We start from the raw sequence: 16673 nt of genomic DNA on the forward strand, positions 1-16673 counted from the left end.
TCAGGGCGTTCCGCAGAACAGCCCCCTCGTGAAAGACAGAAACGGCCCCGCGCGGGCCCATTAAAGGCCCCTTGCGCCCACCCCGACGAAAGACAGCACGCAAACAGACCAGCCGCCCATACCGGCCGCACAGCCGCAGGGCGCATGGCCATAGGTCTGTTTAGATTGCGAATGCTTCGCATTCCCATTGACTTTTGCGAATGGTTCGCACATATCCAAGGCAGGATCCCGAGAGATCGCCGCAAGAACGACAGGACAGTTCCCGCAACACCCCGAACCAAGGCCGCATTCCGATGATCGACCGCCGTTCCCTTCTTGCCAGTCTTGCCCTTGCCCCACTTCTCGGCTCCCGCGCACTGGCCGCGGGCGCAACCCCCGCCATCACCGCCACCACCGGCATGATCGCCGACATCGCCCGCCGCCTGACCGGGGGCGAGGTGACCGCCCTGATGGGGCCGGGGATGGATCCGCATGGCTACCGCCCCACGCGGTCCGACATCCTCGCCCTGTCGCGGGCCGACATCATCCTCTGGCACGGCCTCAACCTCGAGGCGCAGTTTGCCGACGTGATGGCCGACCTTTCCCGCCAGCGCACCGTCGTGGCGCTGGCCGACAGCGTGCCGCAGGCTGATCTCCTCGCCGATCCCGCCTATGGCGACCGGCCCGATCCCCATGTCTGGTTCGATCCCCGGCTCTGGTCCGTCGTGGTGGACCGTGCCGCCACCGTGCTGGCTGAGGCGGGCGTTGCGACCGAGGCCCCCGCACAGGCCCTGCGGGACGAAATCGCCGCGCTCGACACCTATGCCCGGCAGGTGCTGGGCAGCGTGCCGGAATCCGCCCGCATCCTTGTGACCGCGCATGATGCCTTCGCCTATTTCGGGCGCGCCTATGGCTGGCAGGTGGAAGGGATCCAGGGCATCTCGACCGAATCCGAGGCAGGCCTCGCCCGCATCACCGAACTGGTTGATCTTCTGACCAATCGTCAGATCCCCGCCGTCTTCGTCGAAAGCTCGGTCTCCGACCGTGCCATCCGCGCGCTAATCGAAGGGGCCGCCGCGCGTGGCCACACGGTCGCTGTGGGGGGGGAGCTTTTCTCCGATGCCATGGGTCCCGATGACACCTACGAAGGCACCTATATCGGCATGATGGATCACAACGTCACCACCATCGCCCGCGCCCTTGGCGGCACCGCGCCCGAACGCGGCATGTCAGGGCGGCTGAACGCAGGCACCTGACATGGTCGATCCCACACCGCTTGCCGTGCCGGAAACCGCCCTCACCCTCAGCGGGCTGACCGTGGCCTATGCGGGGATGGCGGCTGTCGAAGACGCCAGCGCCCGCTTCCCCGTGGGCACGATGACGGCAATCATCGGCCCGAACGGCGCGGGGAAATCCACCTTGCTCAAGGCCGCGCTGGGCCTGATCCCCGCCGTGGCGGGCGAGGTGCGCGCCTTCGGAAAGCCGGTCGCCGCATCGCTGGGCCGTATCGCCTATGTCCCGCAGCGCGCCGCCGTGGATTGGGATTTCCCCGCCCGCGTGATCGACGTGGTGCGCATGGGCCAATACCGGCAGACAGGCCTTCTGGGCCGCCTCACCCCGGGCCTCAAGGCGCAGGCGATGGACTGCCTCGCCCGGCTGGGGATGGAAGATTTCGCCCAGCGCCAGATCGGCGCCCTGTCGGGCGGACAGCAGCAGCGCGTCTTTCTGGCCCGCGCCTTGGCGCAGGGGGGCGATCTGATCATCCTCGACGAACCCTTCACCGGGGTCGATGCCGCGACAGAGGCCGCGATCATCGGCGTCCTCCATGCCCTGCGCGCCCAAGGCCGCACCATCATCGCCGTGCATCACGACCTGTCCACGGTTCCCGCCTATTTCGACCGCGTGCTGCTGATGAACCGCCGCGTGATCGCCGAAGGCACGACCGCCACCACCTTCCGCCGCGCCACCGTGGCGCAGGCCTATGGCGACGGCCTGCTCTCCGCGATCCCCGCATGAGGGTGCCACCCGCCAGACAGACCGCCAGAAAGCCCTGATGACCGACGCGCTGCTTCAGGCCCTGCTCTTCCAAGCCGGCTACAATGCCGCCCTCGTCAGCCTTGGCGCGGCGCTTCTGGGCCTTGCCGCCGGGGCCGTGGGCGCCTTCACCACCCTGCGCCGCCGTGCGCTCACCTCCGATGCCATGGCCCATGCCACGCTACCGGGCATCGGGATCGCCTTTCTTCTGATGACCGCAGCCGGGGGCGACGGGCGCAGCCTGCCCATCCTCCTTGTCGGGGCGGGCCTCTCTGCCGTGCTCGGCCTCGTCTTGCTGCAACGCCTGACCGACACCACCCGCCTGACCGAAGACACCGCAACCGGCGCGATCCTCTCCAGTTTCTACGGCGCGGGAGTCGTTCTGCTGACCGTGATCCAGAACCTCTCCATCGGTCGCCCGGCAGGGCTTGAAGGCTTCCTCCTCGGCTCCACCGCCGGGATGCTGCGGGCGGATGCGCTGCTCATCGCGGGCGGCGGGGCGGTGATCCTCGGCCTTCTGGCCCTCTTGCGCCGCCCGCTGGCGATGACGGCCTTCGACCCCGCCCATGCCCGCCTGATGGGCGTGAACACCCGCGCCGCCGATATGGCGCTTCTCCTCCTGACGCTTGCCTGCGTGCTTCTGGGCCTGCGCGTGGTGGGCCTCATCCTCATCGTGGCGCTGCTGATCACCCCGGCGCTCACCGCGCGGCTCTGGTCGAACCGGATCGGCGTTGTCGCGCTGCTCGCCGGGGCCATCGGGGCCGTGGCGGGCCATGTCGGGGCGGCGCTGTCCTTTGCACTCCCCGATCTGCCCACCGGCCCGGCCATCGTGCTGATCACCTTCACGGCCTTCCTCGCCTCTGTCCTTCTGGCCCCCGGGCGCGGGGTGATCGCCCGCGCGCTTGCCCGGGTGCGGCTGGCCCGGGGATTGCGGAAAGGGGGCGCGCGGGCATGACCTTCGGCGCCGAATTCGTGGCCCTCACCCTGCCCCCCATGGTCATCGCCATGCTCGCCGCCATGGCCTGCGCCGCACCGGGGAACTTTCTTCTCCTGCGGCGGCAGGCCATGCTCGGCGATGCGATGTCGCATGTGGTGCTGCCCGGGATCGTGGCGGCCTTCCTGCTCACCGGCTCTGCCGCGCAGCCGGTGATGCTCATGGGCGCGCTCGCCGCGGCGGCCCTGTCCGCCGCGCTGATCGAGGTCCTCCGCCGCATCACCGGCGCCGAACCCGGCGCCGCCATGGGCGCCACCTTCACCGCCCTGTTCGCCTCGGGCGTGCTGCTTCTGGAAAGCTCGGGCGCAGGCGGCATCCATCTCGACGTGGAACACGCGCTCTACGGCAGTCTGGAGGCGCTGATCTGGATCGACGCCACAGGCTGGGCCTCGCTCACCGATCCGGCGGCGCTCGCCACGCTGCCGCCCGAACTGCCCGCGCTCGCGCTGGCCACGCTTGTCATCCTCACCGCCCTCGCACTGGTCTGGCGCCCGCTGACAATCGCCACCTTCGACGAAGGCTTCGCCACCAGTATCGGCCTGCCGACCCGCCTGATCTCGGCCGCGCTGACGGGCCTTGCGGCGCTGGCCGCCGTCGCGGCCTTCTCGGCCGTGGGCTCCATCCTCACCATCGCCATGCTGATCTGCCCCGCCGCCACCGCCCGCCTGCTGACCGACCGCCTGTCGCACCAGATGGCGCTGTCGCTGCTGATCGCCGCCGCCGCCGCAGGCCTCGGCACCCTGATCGCGGGCTATCTTCCGCCCGCGCTGGGCCTGTCCTTCAGCGTGTCGGCGGCAGGCAGCGTGGCCACGCTGTCGGGGCTTTTCCTCGGTCTTGCCGCCTGTTTCGGCCCCCGCCGCCACAGCCGCGCTGCCAGCCGCTGACAGCCGCTGACAGCTTTCCAAACCGCGCCCCACCGCCTATAACGCCCGCGCAAGCCGAAGGAACACGCCATGCGCAAGGCCCAGATCCACCGCAAGACCGCCGAAACCGATGTCGCGGTCGCCCTCACCCTCGATGGCACGGGACAATATGCCTGCCACACCGGCGTGGGCTTCTTCGACCACATGCTGGATCAACTGTCGCGCCATTCGCTGATCGACATGACGGTGCAGGCCAAGGGCGATCTGCACATCGACGATCACCACACGGTGGAAGATTGCGGCATCGCGCTGGGGCAGGCCCTCGCACAGGCGCTGGGCGACAAGCGCGGCATCCGCCGCTATGGCCACTTCACGCTGGCGATGGATGACGCGCAGGTGGCCTGCGCGCTCGATCTGTCGGGGCGGCCCTTCCTCGTGTGGAACATCCCCTTCCCCACCGCCAAGATCGGCACCTTCGACACCGAACTCGTACGGGAATTCTTTCAGGCGCTGGCCACCCATGGCGGGATCACCCTGCATCTCGATCTGGTCCATGGCGTGAACAGCCACCATATCGCCGAGGCCGCCTTCAAGGCCGTGGCCCGCGCCCTGCGCATGGCGGTGGAGCCCGATCCCCGCCTCGGCGACGCGCTGCCCTCGACTAAGGGCGCGCTCTGACCCGGCCGCGGGCGAAAGATTTCCACTGGAAATCTTTCGCCCCGCCCAAGGAGAGAATTTTCACTGAAAATTCTTTCCTCCCCGCCCCGAAAAATTTCCGGGGAAATTTTTCGTCCCTCGCCCGAAAGGCCAGCCATGCCTCTGACCGTCATCGTTGATTATGACAGTGGCAATCTCCACTCCGCTGAAAAGGCGTTCCAGCGCATGGCGGCGGAAACCGATGCTGGCGAGGTGCGCGTCACCACCCGTCCCGAAGATGTCGCCCGCGCCGACCGGATCGTGCTGCCCGGCGACGGTGCCTTTCCCGCCTGCCGCCGCGCGCTGGGCGATAGGGGCGGCCTGTTCGAGGCGATCGCCGAAGGTGTGGCGCAGGGCAAACCCTTCCTCGGCATCTGCGTGGGCATGCAGATGCTGGCCAGCGAAGGGCTGGAATACGAACCCACCCCCGGCTTCGACTGGATCGGCGGCAGCGTGGGCCGGATCACGCCCAGCGATCCCACGCTGAAAGTGCCGCATATGGGCTGGAACGATCTGGTGATCGACCGCGCCCATCCCGTGCTCGATGGCATCGCCACGGGCGATCACGCCTATTTCGTGCACAGCTACCACTTCCGCGTGGCGGATCCTGCGCATCTTCTGGCACATGTTGATTATGGTGGCCCGGTCACCGCCATCGTTGGACGTGACACGATCATCGGCACCCAGTTCCACCCCGAAAAATCGCAGGCCACAGGCCTGCGCCTGATCGCCAATTTCCTGCGCTGGGCGCCCTGACCATCCGGGCGCTTGCCAGCGCAGGGCAAAAGGCGCACCCTGCGCGCGTGCGATTTTCCCTGTTCCCCGTAAGGCCGCCGCCATGCCCGCCCGCATCTTGCCGCTGCTCGCGCTCCTCGCCGCCTGCGCCTCCCCCTCGCCCCCGTTCTTCGGCGCCGCGCGGCACGAGGTCACCGTCGACGGCCGCCGCTTCACCGTCTTCCATGAAGCCAGCCGCGCGCAGGTGATCCGCCACGGTTATGCCTCCGCATCCGCGCGCGCCGACATCCCGGCGCTGATGCTGCGCGCCGTGGCGCTGGCCACAGGCTGCACACCCGTCGCGGAAAGTTTTCAGGGCGACAGCGGCGAAAGGCGCGGGCGGATCAGGTGCTGATCCGCCACCCCAGCCGCGCCGCGATCCACCGCCCCGCCCGCCCGTCCAGCGCCGCCAGCCCCAGCGCGATCAACCCCGCCCCGGCCAGATGCCGCGCCTCCAGCCGTTCGCCCAGAAACACCGCACCAAGGGCAACCGCGCTCACCGGGATCAGAAAGGTGACCAGCGCGACATTCACCGCCCCCGCATCGCGCAGAAGCCGGAAAAAGATCACATAGGCCAGCGCCGTGGACAGTACCGCCAGCGCGCCCACCGCCGCCCAGACGCCTGCGCCCGACGCGCCCCACGCCCCGCCCCCGCTCGCCACGGCGGGAAGAAGCAGCATCCCCGCCGCCGTGGCGCATTGACCAAAGGCCACTGCCAGCGGGTCCACCCCCATCGCCCGGAACCGCCGCCCCCAGACCGAGGCCAGCGCATAACACCCAGCCGCCCCCAGACAGGCCAGCTTCGCCCAGAGCGCGCCGCCGGTCACGCCGCCCCCCATCATCACCAGCACGCCCAGAAATCCCGCCACAACCCCGATGATCCGCCCTGCCCCGGGCCGCCGCTCGCCCGCCAGACCTGCCAACGCCAGCACGGTCAAGATCGGCGTCATCGCGTTCAGGATGGCGGCCAGCCCGCCGCCGATCTGCCCCTGCGCCAGCGCGAACAGGGTGAAGGGGCCTGCATTGTTGAGCAGCCCCATCACCGCAATCGCCCCCCAGACCGCGCGCCCGCGCGGAAAGGGCCGCCCCGTCACCCACAGCACCAGCGCCAGCACCCCCGCCGCCAGCGCCACCCGCAACCAGACCAGCGGCATCGCCCCCAGCCCGCCCGCCAGCGCCAGCTCCACAAAGAAGAACGATCCCCCCCAGAGCAGCGACAGAAGCAGCAGCAATCCCCAGTCCCGCCGTCCCATCCCGCGCTCCCCATGGCAAAGGGGCGCAAGGTTGCCCCCGCGCCCCTCCTATCCTGTCCGGCCGCCAAAAGGCGACCCGATCCATGCGCCTTACTGCACGCGGCGCCACGTGCCGCCGTCGCGGCAGATGCCCAGCACGCAGCCCTTGACGCTCAGCCCGTCGCCCTGCAGCACCATGTAGGAGTTATAGGTCTTGTCCCGATCCGGCGACCAGACCTTGCCATCCTCGTAATTCCCGTCGCCCGTGGCCATCATGTCCCAGACGATCTGCTTGCCCACATTGGGGCTTTCGATCTGGGCGCCCGTGCCGTCGAAGGCGCGGATCAGCGTGCCACAGAAGGCAGGCCCGCAGGGCTTCACCTCGATATGGCCGAAATTGCCGTTGTCATCCGGCTTGGTCTGCCAGATCCCCTCCACCGGGTCTGCCGCAAAGGCCGCGCCCGCAAAGGCCACGCTCGCCAGCACCGTTGCAATCATCCGTTTCATGGGGCCGATCCTCCCTGATATCCCCGTCCTCAGGCTCATCTTCTCCAGACCCGCCCGCCGATCAAGACTGACGTTGGGTCGCGTCCCCCTTGCCCCGCCCGCCGCCCCATGCCAAAGCGCGGGCGACCCACAGGACAGAAGGGCCGCGCCATGATCCTCTACCCCGCGATCGACCTGAAAGATGGCCAATGCGTGCGCCTCCTGCGGGGCGAGATGTCGGCCGCCACCGTCTTTGGCGATGACCCCGCGGCGCAGGCCGCCAAGTTTCAGGCGGCCGGCTGCGAATGGCTGCATCTGGTGGATCTGAACGGCGCCTTCGCAGGCACGCCGGTCAATGCCGCGGCCGTCGAGGCGATCCTCGCCCGCATCACCGTGCCCGCCCAGTTGGGCGGCGGGATCCGCGACATGGCCACCATCGCGATGTGGCTGGAAAAGGGGCTGGCCCGCGTCATCCTCGGCACCGTGGCAGTGGAAAACCCCGCTCTGGTGCGCGAGGCCGCCCGCGCCTTCCCGGGCCACGTGGCCGTGGGGATCGACGCCCGCAAGGGGCGCGTCGCCACCAAGGGCTGGGCGGAAGAGACGGATGTGATGGCCACCGACCTCGCCCGCAGCTTCGAAGATGCAGGGGTCGCCGCGATTATCTACACCGATATCGACCGCGACGGCGCGATGGGCGGCCCGAACATCGACGCGACCGAGGCGCTGGCCCGCGCCGTCACCATCCCCGTCATCGCCAGCGGGGGCGTCAGCCGAATGGAAGACCTGATCTCCCTGCGCGACACAGGCGTGATCGCGGGCGCGATCTCGGGCCGCGCGCTCTATGACGGGGCGATCGACCTTGCCGCCGCGCTCCGGGCGCTCAGGGCCTGACCCCTCCAGCACTGGCCGACCCCGCCCTTCATCTTTGCGGAAAATACCCCGGGGCTGAGCCGCGGCACAGGGCCAAGGGGGCTGGCCCCCTGCACCACATCCACAGCACTGCCCGCACAGACTGCGCAGGGCGCCCACACCACCCTCGACCGCGCAACCCTGTCGCACTGCGCCTTCCCTTCTGCCCCCGAACCTGCGCTGGCGGCCGCGCCCCTGCCCGGTCCACCGGGCTGCTCTTCCATCACCGCCCCCTTCTGCACCCGCGCACCGTTGGCTAGACCCGCCCACCCTGCCCTGCCCCGCCCGAATCGCGGCGCTCAAGGCCCGCGCGGGCGCGCGGCACCTCACCCGCCGCCTCAGCGCAAACCCGACTGGCACCACCGCACCCTGCCCACCGAAACCAACCGCGCCCTTCATCTTGGCGGAAACTCCCCCGGGGGTGGGCCGCGGCACAGGGCCAAGGGGGGGCGGGCCCCCTGCACGGCGTCCACAGCGCTGCCCGCACGGACTGTGCAGAGCGCACAAACCGCCCCTCACCTCGCGACCTTGCCGCCCTGCGTGTCGCCCCCTGTGCCGACTTCCCCCAAACTTACGGTGGGGGCGAGCCCCCTGTCCGGCCCGCCGAACTGCGATGAAATCGCTGACGCCTTCCGCCCCTCGCCCGCCCACACCCACCCCATCCTTCATCTTGGCGGAAAATACCCCGGGGGTGCGCCGCGGCACGCGGCCAAAGGGGGCGGGCCTCCTGTACGGCGTCCAGAACGCTGCCGCCCCGATCACAGCAGGCCGATGACAGCCACCCCCGGTTTCGCTACCCTGCCGCCATGCGCCTTGCTTTCATCGTCCTCGCCGTGCTTCTTCTCCTCTGCCTTCTGCCCCTGATCGTGGCGCTGGGGGCGGGGCTTCTCGCCGGCCCGCTGGGTTGCGACACCATCGCCGCCGCCTTCCGCAACTGCACGCTCCTCGGCGCCGATGTGTCGGATGCCCTGACCACCGCCGTCGCGCTGCATTGGCTGGGCCTTCTCACCCTGCCCTGCGCCGCGCTGATCGTGGCGCTCATGGCCCTTTTGGGCGCGGTGCAACTCCTCCGCCGCCTGCGCCGCTGAGCCCGCCCTGCCGCACCGCCGCCAGCAAAAGCCACAGCCAAAGCCCCAAGCCCACCGCCCCTGTCAGCAGCGCCACCGGCACATTCACCGGCACCCCGCCAAGCCTGGCCCAGCCCGGCAACACCAGCCCCACCGTCACCAGCGGCGCCAGCAGGAACAGCCCGCAGCGCCCCCAGCTAAGGGGCGGCCCGAACAGGGTCGCGCTCTCCCTTCGCCCCAACCGGCCCATCGCCCAGACCGTGATCCCCACCATCGCCGGCCAGATCAGCCGCACGGGATCGGGCGCCAGCGCCGTGCCCAAGGCCCACAGCGCAACCACCGCCCCCGGGGCCAGCCACAGCCACCACCGCCCGCGCCATGCCCCCTGCGCAGGACCAAATCCCGGCATGTCCAGCCGCGACAACACCCCCAGCGCCAGCACCACGCCCAGCCCCGCCAGCCCCAAATAGGCCAGCATCCCCCGCAGCCCCGCCGTCTCTTTCCCCTCCAGCGGCCAGTACAGGCCCCAGACCGCCCCGAACAGGCCAAGCCCCGCCATCCCCACCACCTGCCGCCCGATCCCGCCGCGCGCCAGCGCCATCCCCCCGCCCAGCACGACCAGCCCGCTGATCAGCGCGTGCCAGGCAAGCGGCGTCCAGACAAGCTGCGCGGGAAAGGCGTCATACATCGTGCCGACAAACGCCCCCTCCACCGCAAAGCCCAACAGCGCGCCACCCAGATAGGCCGCCCGCCACCCGCGCAGCCCCGACCAGATCACCGCCGACAGCGCCGCCCCGGCCGCCACCCCATAGGCCACCCAAGTGAACACCAGATCGCGCAGGCCAAGATCCGGCGCGGGCGTCGTCCAGAACAGGTTCTCCCCCGCCCAAACCGCGATCCAGCCCAGCGCCAGCACCGCCAGCAGATAGACCCCGGCCTCCCGCATCGCGCGCGCCCCCTGCATCCACCCTGCAACCCACTGGCCCTTTCTGCCCCGCAAGGGTAGAAGGCCGCAATCCTTCCGGTGACGCCCATGCTCAAGACCCGCATCATCCCCTGCCTCGACGTGGCCGATGGCCGCGTGGTCAAAGGCGTGAACTTCGTGGACCTCCGCGATGCGGGCGATCCGGTCGAAGCCGCGCGCGCCTATGATGCCGCGGGCGCGGATGAACTGTGCTTTCTCGACATCCACGCCACCCACGAAAACCGCGGCACGATGTTCGACCTCGTCACCCGCACGGCCGAGCAATGCTTCATGCCGCTCACCGTGGGCGGCGGGGTCCGCACGCCCGAAGACGTGCGCGCCCTCCTCCTCGCCGGGGCCGACAAGGTCAGCTTCAACTCCGCCGCCGTGGCCGATCCCGATGTCGTGGCACGCAGCGCCGACCGGTTCGGATCGCAATGCATCGTCGTGGCCATCGATGCCAAGACCGTAAGCCCCGGCAAATGGGAGATTTTCACCCATGGCGGGCGCAAACCCACGGGCATTGACGCGGTGGATTTCGCCCGCACCGTGGCCGCCAGGGGCGCAGGTGAAATCCTCCTCACCAGCATGGATCGCGACGGCACCCGCGCGGGCTTCAACCTGCCCCTCACCCGCGCCATCGTCGATGCCGTGGGCATCCCGGTCATCGCCTCAGGCGGGGTCGGCACGCTCGATCACCTCGTCGAAGGCGTCACCATCGGCGGTGCCTCCGCCGTGCTGGCCGCCTCCATCTTCCACTTCGGCGATTACACTATCGCTCAGGCCAAGGCCCACATGGCCGCCGCCGGCATCCCCATGAGGCTTGCATGACCGCGCTCGACCGCCTCGCCGCAACCATCGCCGCCCGCAAGGGGGCTGATCCCGATACCTCCTGGACGGCCAAGCTTCTGTCCAAAGGCCCCGAAAAATGCGCCGAAAAATTCGGCGAAGAGGCGGTGGAAGCCATCATCGAAGCGGTAAAGGGCGACCGTGACCGACTGACGGCCGAGGCGGCCGATGTCCTCTACCACCTTCTCGTCATGCTGGCTGCGCGCGACGTGACGCTGGCCGATGTGCTGGCAGAGCTTGAACGGCGCGAAGGCACCTCCGGCCTTGCCGAAAAGGCCGCACGGGGCTGATCCCGGCCCGCGATGGGCCGGGCCAGCCCTGCCCGTCACAGCAGGAAATCCGCCCGGTCCAGCTGCGATACCTGCACGCCTTCCAGCGTCAGGCTCGCCCCGGCAGACAGCGTCAGCACCACATCGTCGCCCACCTGCCGCGCCCCGCGCAGGATCGCGTCCAGAGCGCGGCCGCCGAACCCGTCCAATTCGATCCGGTCCACCCCATCGGTGAAATCGGTGATGACGTCGCGCCCGTCATTGCGCCGGAACTCGAACAGGTCCGCGCCCTCGCCGCCGGTCAGGCTATCATTGCCCCGCCCGCCCACCAGCGTATCGTCGCCTGCCCCGCCATCCAGCCGGTCATTGCCCCGATCACCGTCGATGTCGTCGCGCCCGTCCTCGCCCCAGATCTGGTCATTGCCGGTGCCGCCGTCCATGTCGTCATTCCCGGCCCCGGCCCGCATCACATCATCGCCGCCGCGACCATCCATGTCGTCATTGCCCGCGGTGCCGGTCAGCTGATCGGGGCGGTTCGTCCCGTCGATATCCCGCCCACGCACCGGGCCCCCGGGTGGCGTCACCGGCGGTGTAACCGGCCCCGACCCGATCCCCCGGAAATCCGCCAGATCCAGATCCGCCAGGCCGAAATCCCGCAGCGTGACCTGCGCCCCTGCGCCCAGATCCAGCACCACATCCCCGCCCACCTGCCGCGCCCCGGCGATCAGCGCCTCGATCCCCGCCCGACCCAGACCGTCGATCTCGATCCGGTCCTGCCCATCGGTGAAATCCGTGATCACATCCCGCCCGCTGCCGCGATAGAACTCGAACAGATCGGCCCCCTCGCCCCCGGTCAGCAGATCATCGCCCGCCCCGCCGTTCAGGATGTCATTGCCCGTCCCGCCCAGCAGGCTGTCATTGCCCGCCTGACCATCCATGTCATCGGCGCCATCGCCCCCGTCCAGCAGATCGTTGCCCGCCCCGCCATCCAGATCGTCATTCCCGCCCAGACCGAAGATGCGGTCATCCCCGGTGGCGCCGTCGATCTCGTCGTTGAAGGCGGTGCCATTCCTTGTCTGCGCAAGGGCCGCGGTCGTCAGTCGTGCCATGTCTCCTCCAGAATGCCGAAAGATGGGTTTCGTTCCGTCCCGTGGGCGCCAACCCGACCAAAGGGCCAAGGCACAGCGCCCGCCGTCCCGCAGCGCTGCCAGTTCCGAAGGTGAAAGGGGGTTCGCCGTCCCGCACGGGATCCAGCTTCACGGGGCCCCGCCTCTCGGGGCGCCGCACCGCCACGGCAAGGGCCCCTGCGGGCCCGTTCACACCAAGTCACTCGCTACACGCCTACCCGCTCAGATCGAAATCGCCTGCCCCGTCCACAAGGGCAGCGGGAACGGCACGGAGGCCCGCTCACAAGAACGTGATCGCCCTGCTGCCCAGACCACCGTCACATCCCAAGGCGCGGCATCTCGATCGCCGGGCAGCGGTCCATCACCACCTCCACCCCTGCCGCCTGCGCCCGCGCCGCCGCCGCCGCATCCACCACGCCCAACTGCATCCACACCGTCTTCACGCCCGGCAGATGCGCCAGCGCCTCATCCACCACCGCGCCCGCCTCCTCGGAGCGGCGAAAGATATCCACCATATCCACCTCGCCCCCGATCTCGGCCCCCAAGGCTTCCAGCGACGCCCGCACCACCTCGCCCAGCGCCTCCTGCCCCGCCTGCCCCGGATTGACCGGGATCACGCGAAACCCCTTTGCCTTCAGAAAGGCCGCCACGCGATGGCTGGGCCGGTCCGGCTTGGGCGACCAGCCCACCACCGCGATGGTGCGGGTCCGCGCAAGGATGCGGCGGATGTCGTCATCGGAAAGGTCAGGTGCGGCCATGGCTCAACCCCAAGGAAAAAGGCCCAAAGAAAAAGGCGCCCGGGCCTCTGCGGCCGGGCGCCAGTCGCGGAACGAGGGACAGTGAATGAGAGGCGGGTGTTCCGTACCCGCTTCCTGTTCTGTGACTTAGAAGCCGCAGTCGCGGATTTAAGACCCGATCCCGTATTCGTGAACAGGCCCGCATCTTGAACCTCACGCCGACCCGGGCCGCTGCGACGCCGCATAAAGCCCCACCGCCGCCGCATTCGACACGTTCAACGACCCGAACGCCCCGGCAAAGGGGATGCGCGCGATCACATCGCAAGTATCGCGCGTCTTGTCGCGCAGACCCGGCCCCTCGGCCCCCAGCACAAGGCCCACGGGCCGCGTGCCGACCGATGCAATCGCCTCGGCCAGGGGGACGGTCCCATCACCATCCAGCCCGATCAGCACAAAGCCCATCTCCTTCAACTCCACCATCGCATCGGCAAGATTCGTCACCCGCAGATAGGGTTGCCGCTCCAGGGCCCCGCTCGCCGTCTTGGCCAGCGCCCCCGTCTCGGGCGCCGAATGATGCCGCGGCGCGATCACCGCCCGCGCGCCGAACACCTCGGCCGACCGCAGCACCGCCCCCACATTATGCGGATCCGTCACCCGGTCCAGCAGCACCACCAAGGGCGCCCCCGCCCCCGAAATCGCCACATCCGCCAGCTTGCCCCAGTTCAAGGGCCGCGCCTCCAGCGCCGCGCCCTGATGCACCGATCCCTCGTCGATGGGCACGTCGAACTTGCGCGGGTCCACCACCTCAGGCTCCATCCCGCTCGCAGTGATCGCCTCTTCCAACCGATCAAAGGCGTTCTTCGTCACCACCAGCCGCAGCTTTTCCCGCGCGGGATTCACCAGCGCATCGCGAACCGCATGGATGCCGAACAGCCAGACCGTCTCCTTCGCCTCGGCTCGCTTCGCGCGTTCCTTGTCGATCACCCAAGTCGGCTTCTTCGCACCCGTCTTCATCGGCCCGCATCCTCTGTCCTGCGCCCTCCATCCATGTCCCCCGAACCGCCCCGGATGCAAGCCAGAATTCCCCGCTTTCCTCTCCCGCTTTCCGTCTTGACGCCCCTGCCCCCCTCGGCTATCCCCCGCCTCGCGTCGGGCGACGAGCTGCAAGGTGCGGCAGCGGACTGTAACTCCGCCGGGGAGACCCATGCCTGGTTCGATTCCAGGGTCGCCCACCATCCCTTCCTCTGCTAAAGGGTGGTGATCATGACAAAAGACGCCTCCTTCCGCTTCACCCATGCCATCACCCGCCGCCCCGCCGCGTCGATCATCGACGGGCTCCGCGCCGTGGATACAGGCAGCCCAGACCTCGCCACGATGCAGGCCCATCACGCGGCCTATGTCGAAACCCTCCGCGCCACCGGCGCGACGGTGATCGAACTCCCCCCGCTCGACGCCTTCCCCGACTCGGTCTTTGTCGAGGATACGGCCCTCTGCCTGCCGCAGGGCGCCATCATCATGCGCCCCGGCGCCCCCACCCGTCTGGGCGAGGCGGCCGAGATGGAACCCCATCTCCGCGCGCTCTACACAAGGGTGGAACGGATCGAAGGCCCCGGCACCATCGAAGGCGGCGACATCCTCGTGACCGGACACGAAATCCTCGTGGGCCGCTCCGCACGCACCGATGCCGCTGGCATCGTCGAACTCGGCGCCATCGTCACCGCCTGGGGCCACACCTTGCGCGAGGTGCACACCCCCCCGGGCGTGCTGCACTTCAAGACCGACTGCTCGCTTCTGGACGGGGGCACGATCCTGTCCACCGAACGCCTCTCCGCCTCGGGCTGTTTCGACGGCTACAGCGTGATCCACACCGCCCCGGGCGAAGAGGCCGCCGCCAACACCATCCGCTTCAACGATGTGGTCCTGATGCCCGCAGGCTTCCCCGGCACGCGGGCGCGGATCGAGGCGGCAGGCTTCACCGTGGTGGAGATCGGCAATTCCGAATGTGCCAAACTTGACGGCGGCATGTCCTGCCTGTCCTTGCGCTTCACCCCGTCCTGATCCCGCGCCGGGTGTCACCAGTGACCGTGTTCAACATCCTCTGCATCGGTCAGGCCGGGCGGCTGCAGTATGAGGCCGTCCTCCTCGCCGCTTCGCTGCGCGCCCGGTCGCCGGGCTTTCCCGGCCGCCTCCTGATCGCGACGCCCCGCCCCGGGCCCCTCTGGGGCGCGGAAAACCCCCAGATCACCGATCCCGCCACGCTCGACCTCCTCGCCGATCTGGGGGCCGAGATCATCCCCTTCGACAGCCGCGCCTTCGGCGCGCGCTACCCCCATGGCAACAAGATCGAGGCGCTGGCCCATATCCCCGACGCGCCCTTCCTGTTTCTCGACACCGACACGATCATCACCGGCGACATCGCCACCCTCGCACCCGATTTCACCCGTCCCACCGCGTCGATGAAACGCGAAGGCACATGGCCGCAGATCGAACTTTACGGGCCGGGCTACACCGAGATCTGGCGCAGCCTCTACCACCGCTTTGGACTGGATTTCGAAACCTCGCTCGATCGCAGTCAGCCCGATGACTACTGGCAGCGCTACCTCTACTTCAACGCAGGCTGGTTCCTGCATGACAGCCCCCGCCGCTTCGGCGCGCTGTTTCTGAAATACGCGACCGAGATCGCCGCTGATCCCGGCCCGGCGCTGGTGTGCCAATCCCTCGACCCTTGGCTCGATCAGGTGGCACTGCCCCTCGTGATCCATGCGCTGGGCGGCGGTCGCCCCGGCCCCGATCTTGCCGGCCTTGACGGCGCGCTCACCTGCCACTGGCGCATCCTGCCGCTGTTCTTCGCCCGCGAAAGCGACCACGCGGTTGCCGTGATGGAACAGATCGCCGCCGACCCGCGCGTCGAACGCGTGCTGCGTGCCTATGCGCCGTTCAGAAAGATGCTCTACAAAGGGCAAGGCCGCGAGGTGCGCGCCCTCTTCGACCGGGCCGATCTGCCCCGCAAGGAACAGGCCATCCGCAACGCGATCAAACGCGCGGGCCTCTGGACCCGGTAGGATGGGCGATATCGCCCATCCTACGCATCACATCTCCATCCCCACCACCGGGATCAGCGACAGCACCAGCAAACCCGCCATCGTCCAGTTGAACACCCGCAGCCGCCCCGGCCCTTCCAGCCAGCGCCGCAACGCCTGCCCCGCCGCCGCCCAGACCGACACGCTGGGCAGGTTCACCAGCGCAAACACCCCCGCCACCGCCGCATAGGCCCCGACCGAAGGCTCCGGCACATAGGCCGCCACCGCCCCCAGCGCCATGGCCCAGGCCTTGGGGTTCACCCATTGGAACGCCGCTGCCTGCAGAAAGGTCATCGGCCGCCCGCCCGCGCGCCCCTCTCCGGGGGCCGTCGCATGGGCGATCTTCCACGCCAGCCACAGCATGTAACCCACCGCCGCCACCTTCAGCGCGGTCAGCGCCAGCGGATGCGCCAGGAACACCCCCGCCACCCCCAGCCCGACCAGAAACACCATCACCGAATGTCCGACGGAAATGCCCAGCATATGCGGCAGCGTCCGCCGCAGCCCGAAATTCACACCCGATGCCAGCAGCATCATGTTGTTCGGCCCCGGCGTGACCGATGTGACAAAGGCAAAGCCCAGCAGGGCAAGGAAGAGATCATGTGTCATGGCG

At 69.1% G+C, this 16673-nt stretch carries 20 protein-coding genes and 1 tRNA gene; 14 read left to right on the plus strand and 7 right to left on the minus strand.

Going from position 1 to position 16673, the window contains the following annotated elements:
* Nucleotides 1-293: 293 nt before the first annotated feature.
* From GU920_RS01850 to GU920_RS01880, 7 genes are all read left to right on the plus strand, one after another.
* Nucleotides 294-1235: a metal ABC transporter solute-binding protein, Zn/Mn family gene (locus GU920_RS01850; RefSeq protein ID WP_201743950.1), complete on the plus strand. Its 942-nt coding sequence runs from the start codon at nucleotides 294-296 to the stop codon at nucleotides 1233-1235.
* 1 nt (nucleotide 1236) lies between these two features.
* The gene (locus GU920_RS01855) at nucleotides 1237-1995 is read left to right on the plus strand and encodes a metal ABC transporter ATP-binding protein (RefSeq protein WP_161765279.1); all 759 of its coding nucleotides are present in this window, start codon (nucleotides 1237-1239) and stop codon (nucleotides 1993-1995) included.
* A gap of 37 nt (nucleotides 1996-2032) precedes the next feature.
* Complete coding sequence (locus GU920_RS01860) at nucleotides 2033-2968, plus strand: metal ABC transporter permease (RefSeq protein ID WP_161765280.1); 936 nt, start codon at nucleotides 2033-2035, stop codon at nucleotides 2966-2968.
* Nucleotides 2965-3891 carry a metal ABC transporter permease gene (locus GU920_RS01865; protein WP_161765281.1) on the plus strand — a complete coding sequence of 309 codons (927 nt, stop codon included), beginning with the start codon at nucleotides 2965-2967 and terminating at the stop codon, nucleotides 3889-3891. The genes GU920_RS01860 and GU920_RS01865 overlap by 4 nt, the downstream gene beginning before the upstream one ends.
* 69 nt (nucleotides 3892-3960) lie before the next feature.
* A complete protein-coding gene (gene hisB / locus GU920_RS01870; RefSeq protein WP_161765282.1) occupies nucleotides 3961-4548 on the plus strand; it encodes an imidazoleglycerol-phosphate dehydratase HisB in 588 nt (195 codons plus the stop codon).
* Nucleotides 4549-4683: 135 nt separating this feature from the next.
* A complete protein-coding gene (hisH, locus tag GU920_RS01875; RefSeq protein ID WP_161765283.1) occupies nucleotides 4684-5322 on the plus strand; it encodes an imidazole glycerol phosphate synthase subunit HisH in 639 nt (212 codons plus the stop codon).
* Nucleotides 5323-5404: 82 nt separating this feature from the next.
* Nucleotides 5405-5695, plus strand: a complete 291-nt coding sequence (locus GU920_RS01880; RefSeq protein ID WP_161765284.1) for a hypothetical protein — start codon at nucleotides 5405-5407, stop codon at nucleotides 5693-5695.
* Here the strand turns inward: GU920_RS01880 and GU920_RS01885 are convergent.
* Both GU920_RS01885 and GU920_RS01890 read right to left on the minus strand, forming a co-directional pair.
* Nucleotides 5685-6593 carry a DMT family transporter gene (locus tag GU920_RS01885; protein ID WP_161765285.1) on the minus strand — a complete coding sequence of 303 codons (909 nt, stop codon included), beginning with the start codon at nucleotides 6591-6593 and terminating at the stop codon, nucleotides 5685-5687. The two genes, GU920_RS01880 and GU920_RS01885, sit on opposite strands and share 11 nt — an antisense overlap.
* Nucleotides 6594-6683: 90 nt before the next feature.
* The gene (locus tag GU920_RS01890; protein WP_161765286.1) at nucleotides 6684-7079 is read right to left on the minus strand and encodes a DUF2147 domain-containing protein; all 396 of its coding nucleotides are present in this window, start codon (nucleotides 7077-7079) and stop codon (nucleotides 6684-6686) included.
* A gap of 150 nt (nucleotides 7080-7229) precedes the next feature.
* On the opposite strand from GU920_RS01890, the gene hisA reads away from it, so the two are divergent.
* Together hisA and GU920_RS01900 are read left to right on the plus strand one after the other, a co-directional pair.
* Entirely contained in the window at nucleotides 7230-7949 is a 720-nt protein-coding gene (gene hisA, locus GU920_RS01895; protein WP_161765287.1) for a 1-(5-phosphoribosyl)-5-[(5-phosphoribosylamino)methylideneamino]imidazole-4-carboxamide isomerase, read from the plus strand.
* An 824-nt stretch (nucleotides 7950-8773) separates the two neighbouring features.
* Nucleotides 8774-9055, plus strand: a complete 282-nt coding sequence (locus GU920_RS01900; RefSeq protein WP_161765288.1) for a hypothetical protein — start codon at nucleotides 8774-8776, stop codon at nucleotides 9053-9055.
* Here GU920_RS01900 and GU920_RS01905 read toward each other — a convergent pair.
* Nucleotides 9006-9980: a hypothetical protein gene (locus tag GU920_RS01905; RefSeq protein ID WP_161765289.1), complete on the minus strand. Its 975-nt coding sequence runs from the start codon at nucleotides 9978-9980 to the stop codon at nucleotides 9006-9008. The two genes, GU920_RS01900 and GU920_RS01905, sit on opposite strands and share 50 nt — an antisense overlap.
* 87 nt (nucleotides 9981-10067) lie before the next feature.
* On the opposite strand from GU920_RS01905, the gene hisF reads away from it, so the two are divergent.
* A complete protein-coding gene (hisF, locus tag GU920_RS01910) occupies nucleotides 10068-10829 on the plus strand; it encodes an imidazole glycerol phosphate synthase subunit HisF (protein WP_161765290.1) in 762 nt (253 codons plus the stop codon).
* Complete coding sequence (locus GU920_RS01915; RefSeq protein WP_161765291.1) at nucleotides 10826-11137, plus strand: phosphoribosyl-ATP diphosphatase; 312 nt, start codon at nucleotides 10826-10828, stop codon at nucleotides 11135-11137. Before hisF ends, GU920_RS01915 begins: the two co-directional genes overlap by 4 nt.
* A gap of 35 nt (nucleotides 11138-11172) precedes the next feature.
* On the opposite strand, the gene GU920_RS01920 is transcribed toward GU920_RS01915, so the two are convergent.
* From GU920_RS01920 to rlmB, 3 genes are all read right to left on the minus strand, one after another.
* The gene (locus GU920_RS01920; RefSeq protein WP_161765292.1) at nucleotides 11173-12225 is read right to left on the minus strand and encodes a calcium-binding protein; all 1053 of its coding nucleotides are present in this window, start codon (nucleotides 12223-12225) and stop codon (nucleotides 11173-11175) included.
* 335 nt (nucleotides 12226-12560) lie between these two features.
* Nucleotides 12561-13001, minus strand: coding sequence for a CoA-binding protein (locus GU920_RS01925; RefSeq protein ID WP_161765293.1), 441 nt, complete (start codon nucleotides 12999-13001; stop codon nucleotides 12561-12563).
* 192 nt (nucleotides 13002-13193) lie between these two features.
* The gene (rlmB, locus tag GU920_RS01930) at nucleotides 13194-13994 is read right to left on the minus strand and encodes a 23S rRNA (guanosine(2251)-2'-O)-methyltransferase RlmB (protein WP_161765294.1); all 801 of its coding nucleotides are present in this window, start codon (nucleotides 13992-13994) and stop codon (nucleotides 13194-13196) included.
* A 137-nt stretch (nucleotides 13995-14131) separates the two neighbouring features.
* Here rlmB and GU920_RS01935 point away from each other — a divergent pair.
* The 3 genes from GU920_RS01935 (at nucleotide 14132) to GU920_RS01945 (ending at nucleotide 16042) form a co-directional block, all read left to right on the plus strand.
* Nucleotides 14132-14215 (plus strand) — tRNA-Tyr (locus GU920_RS01935).
* A 28-nt stretch (nucleotides 14216-14243) separates the two neighbouring features.
* The gene (locus GU920_RS01940; RefSeq protein WP_161765295.1) at nucleotides 14244-15038 is read left to right on the plus strand and encodes a dimethylarginine dimethylaminohydrolase family protein; all 795 of its coding nucleotides are present in this window, start codon (nucleotides 14244-14246) and stop codon (nucleotides 15036-15038) included.
* Nucleotides 15039-15058: 20 nt separating this feature from the next.
* Complete coding sequence (locus GU920_RS01945; RefSeq protein WP_328799221.1) at nucleotides 15059-16042, plus strand: hypothetical protein; 984 nt, start codon at nucleotides 15059-15061, stop codon at nucleotides 16040-16042.
* Nucleotides 16043-16069: 27 nt separating this feature from the next.
* On the opposite strand, the gene GU920_RS01950 is transcribed toward GU920_RS01945, so the two are convergent.
* Nucleotides 16070-16669, minus strand: a complete 600-nt coding sequence (locus GU920_RS01950; protein WP_161765296.1) for a LysE family translocator — start codon at nucleotides 16667-16669, stop codon at nucleotides 16070-16072.
* Nucleotides 16670-16673 lie beyond the last annotated feature (4 nt).

It is taken from the genome of Paragemmobacter ruber (assembly GCF_009908315.1).
Classification (GTDB): domain Bacteria; phylum Pseudomonadota; class Alphaproteobacteria; order Rhodobacterales; family Rhodobacteraceae; genus Paragemmobacter; species Paragemmobacter ruber.

Coding starts and splice junctions, on each gene's coding strand:
- hisF (WP_161765290.1), top strand. CDS start 10,068: ATGCTCAAGACCCGCATCATCCCCTGCCTCGACGTGGCCGATGGCCGC.
- hisB (WP_161765282.1), top strand. CDS start 3,961: ATGCGCAAGGCCCAGATCCACCGCAAGACCGCCGAAACCGATGTCGCG.
- GU920_RS01940 (WP_161765295.1), top strand. CDS start 14,244: ATGACAAAAGACGCCTCCTTCCGCTTCACCCATGCCATCACCCGCCGC.
- GU920_RS01915 (WP_161765291.1), top strand. CDS start 10,826: ATGACCGCGCTCGACCGCCTCGCCGCAACCATCGCCGCCCGCAAGGGG.
- GU920_RS01850 (WP_201743950.1), top strand. CDS start 294: ATGATCGACCGCCGTTCCCTTCTTGCCAGTCTTGCCCTTGCCCCACTT.
- GU920_RS01890 (WP_161765286.1), bottom strand. CDS start 7,079: ATGAAACGGATGATTGCAACGGTGCTGGCGAGCGTGGCCTTTGCGGGC.
- GU920_RS01880 (WP_161765284.1), top strand. CDS start 5,405: ATGCCCGCCCGCATCTTGCCGCTGCTCGCGCTCCTCGCCGCCTGCGCC.
- rlmB (WP_161765294.1), bottom strand. CDS start 13,994: ATGAAGACGGGTGCGAAGAAGCCGACTTGGGTGATCGACAAGGAACGC.
- hisH (WP_161765283.1), top strand. CDS start 4,684: ATGCCTCTGACCGTCATCGTTGATTATGACAGTGGCAATCTCCACTCC.
- GU920_RS01905 (WP_161765289.1), bottom strand. CDS start 9,980: ATGCGGGAGGCCGGGGTCTATCTGCTGGCGGTGCTGGCGCTGGGCTGG.
- GU920_RS01900 (WP_161765288.1), top strand. CDS start 8,774: ATGCGCCTTGCTTTCATCGTCCTCGCCGTGCTTCTTCTCCTCTGCCTT.
- hisA (WP_161765287.1), top strand. CDS start 7,230: ATGATCCTCTACCCCGCGATCGACCTGAAAGATGGCCAATGCGTGCGC.
- GU920_RS01885 (WP_161765285.1), bottom strand. CDS start 6,593: ATGGGACGGCGGGACTGGGGATTGCTGCTGCTTCTGTCGCTGCTCTGG.
- GU920_RS01925 (WP_161765293.1), bottom strand. CDS start 13,001: ATGGCCGCACCTGACCTTTCCGATGACGACATCCGCCGCATCCTTGCG.
- GU920_RS01855 (WP_161765279.1), top strand. CDS start 1,237: ATGGTCGATCCCACACCGCTTGCCGTGCCGGAAACCGCCCTCACCCTC.
- GU920_RS01865 (WP_161765281.1), top strand. CDS start 2,965: ATGACCTTCGGCGCCGAATTCGTGGCCCTCACCCTGCCCCCCATGGTC.
- GU920_RS01920 (WP_161765292.1), bottom strand. CDS start 12,225: ATGGCACGACTGACGACCGCGGCCCTTGCGCAGACAAGGAATGGCACC.
- GU920_RS01950 (WP_161765296.1), bottom strand. CDS start 16,669: ATGACACATGATCTCTTCCTTGCCCTGCTGGGCTTTGCCTTTGTCACA.
- GU920_RS01860 (WP_161765280.1), top strand. CDS start 2,033: ATGACCGACGCGCTGCTTCAGGCCCTGCTCTTCCAAGCCGGCTACAAT.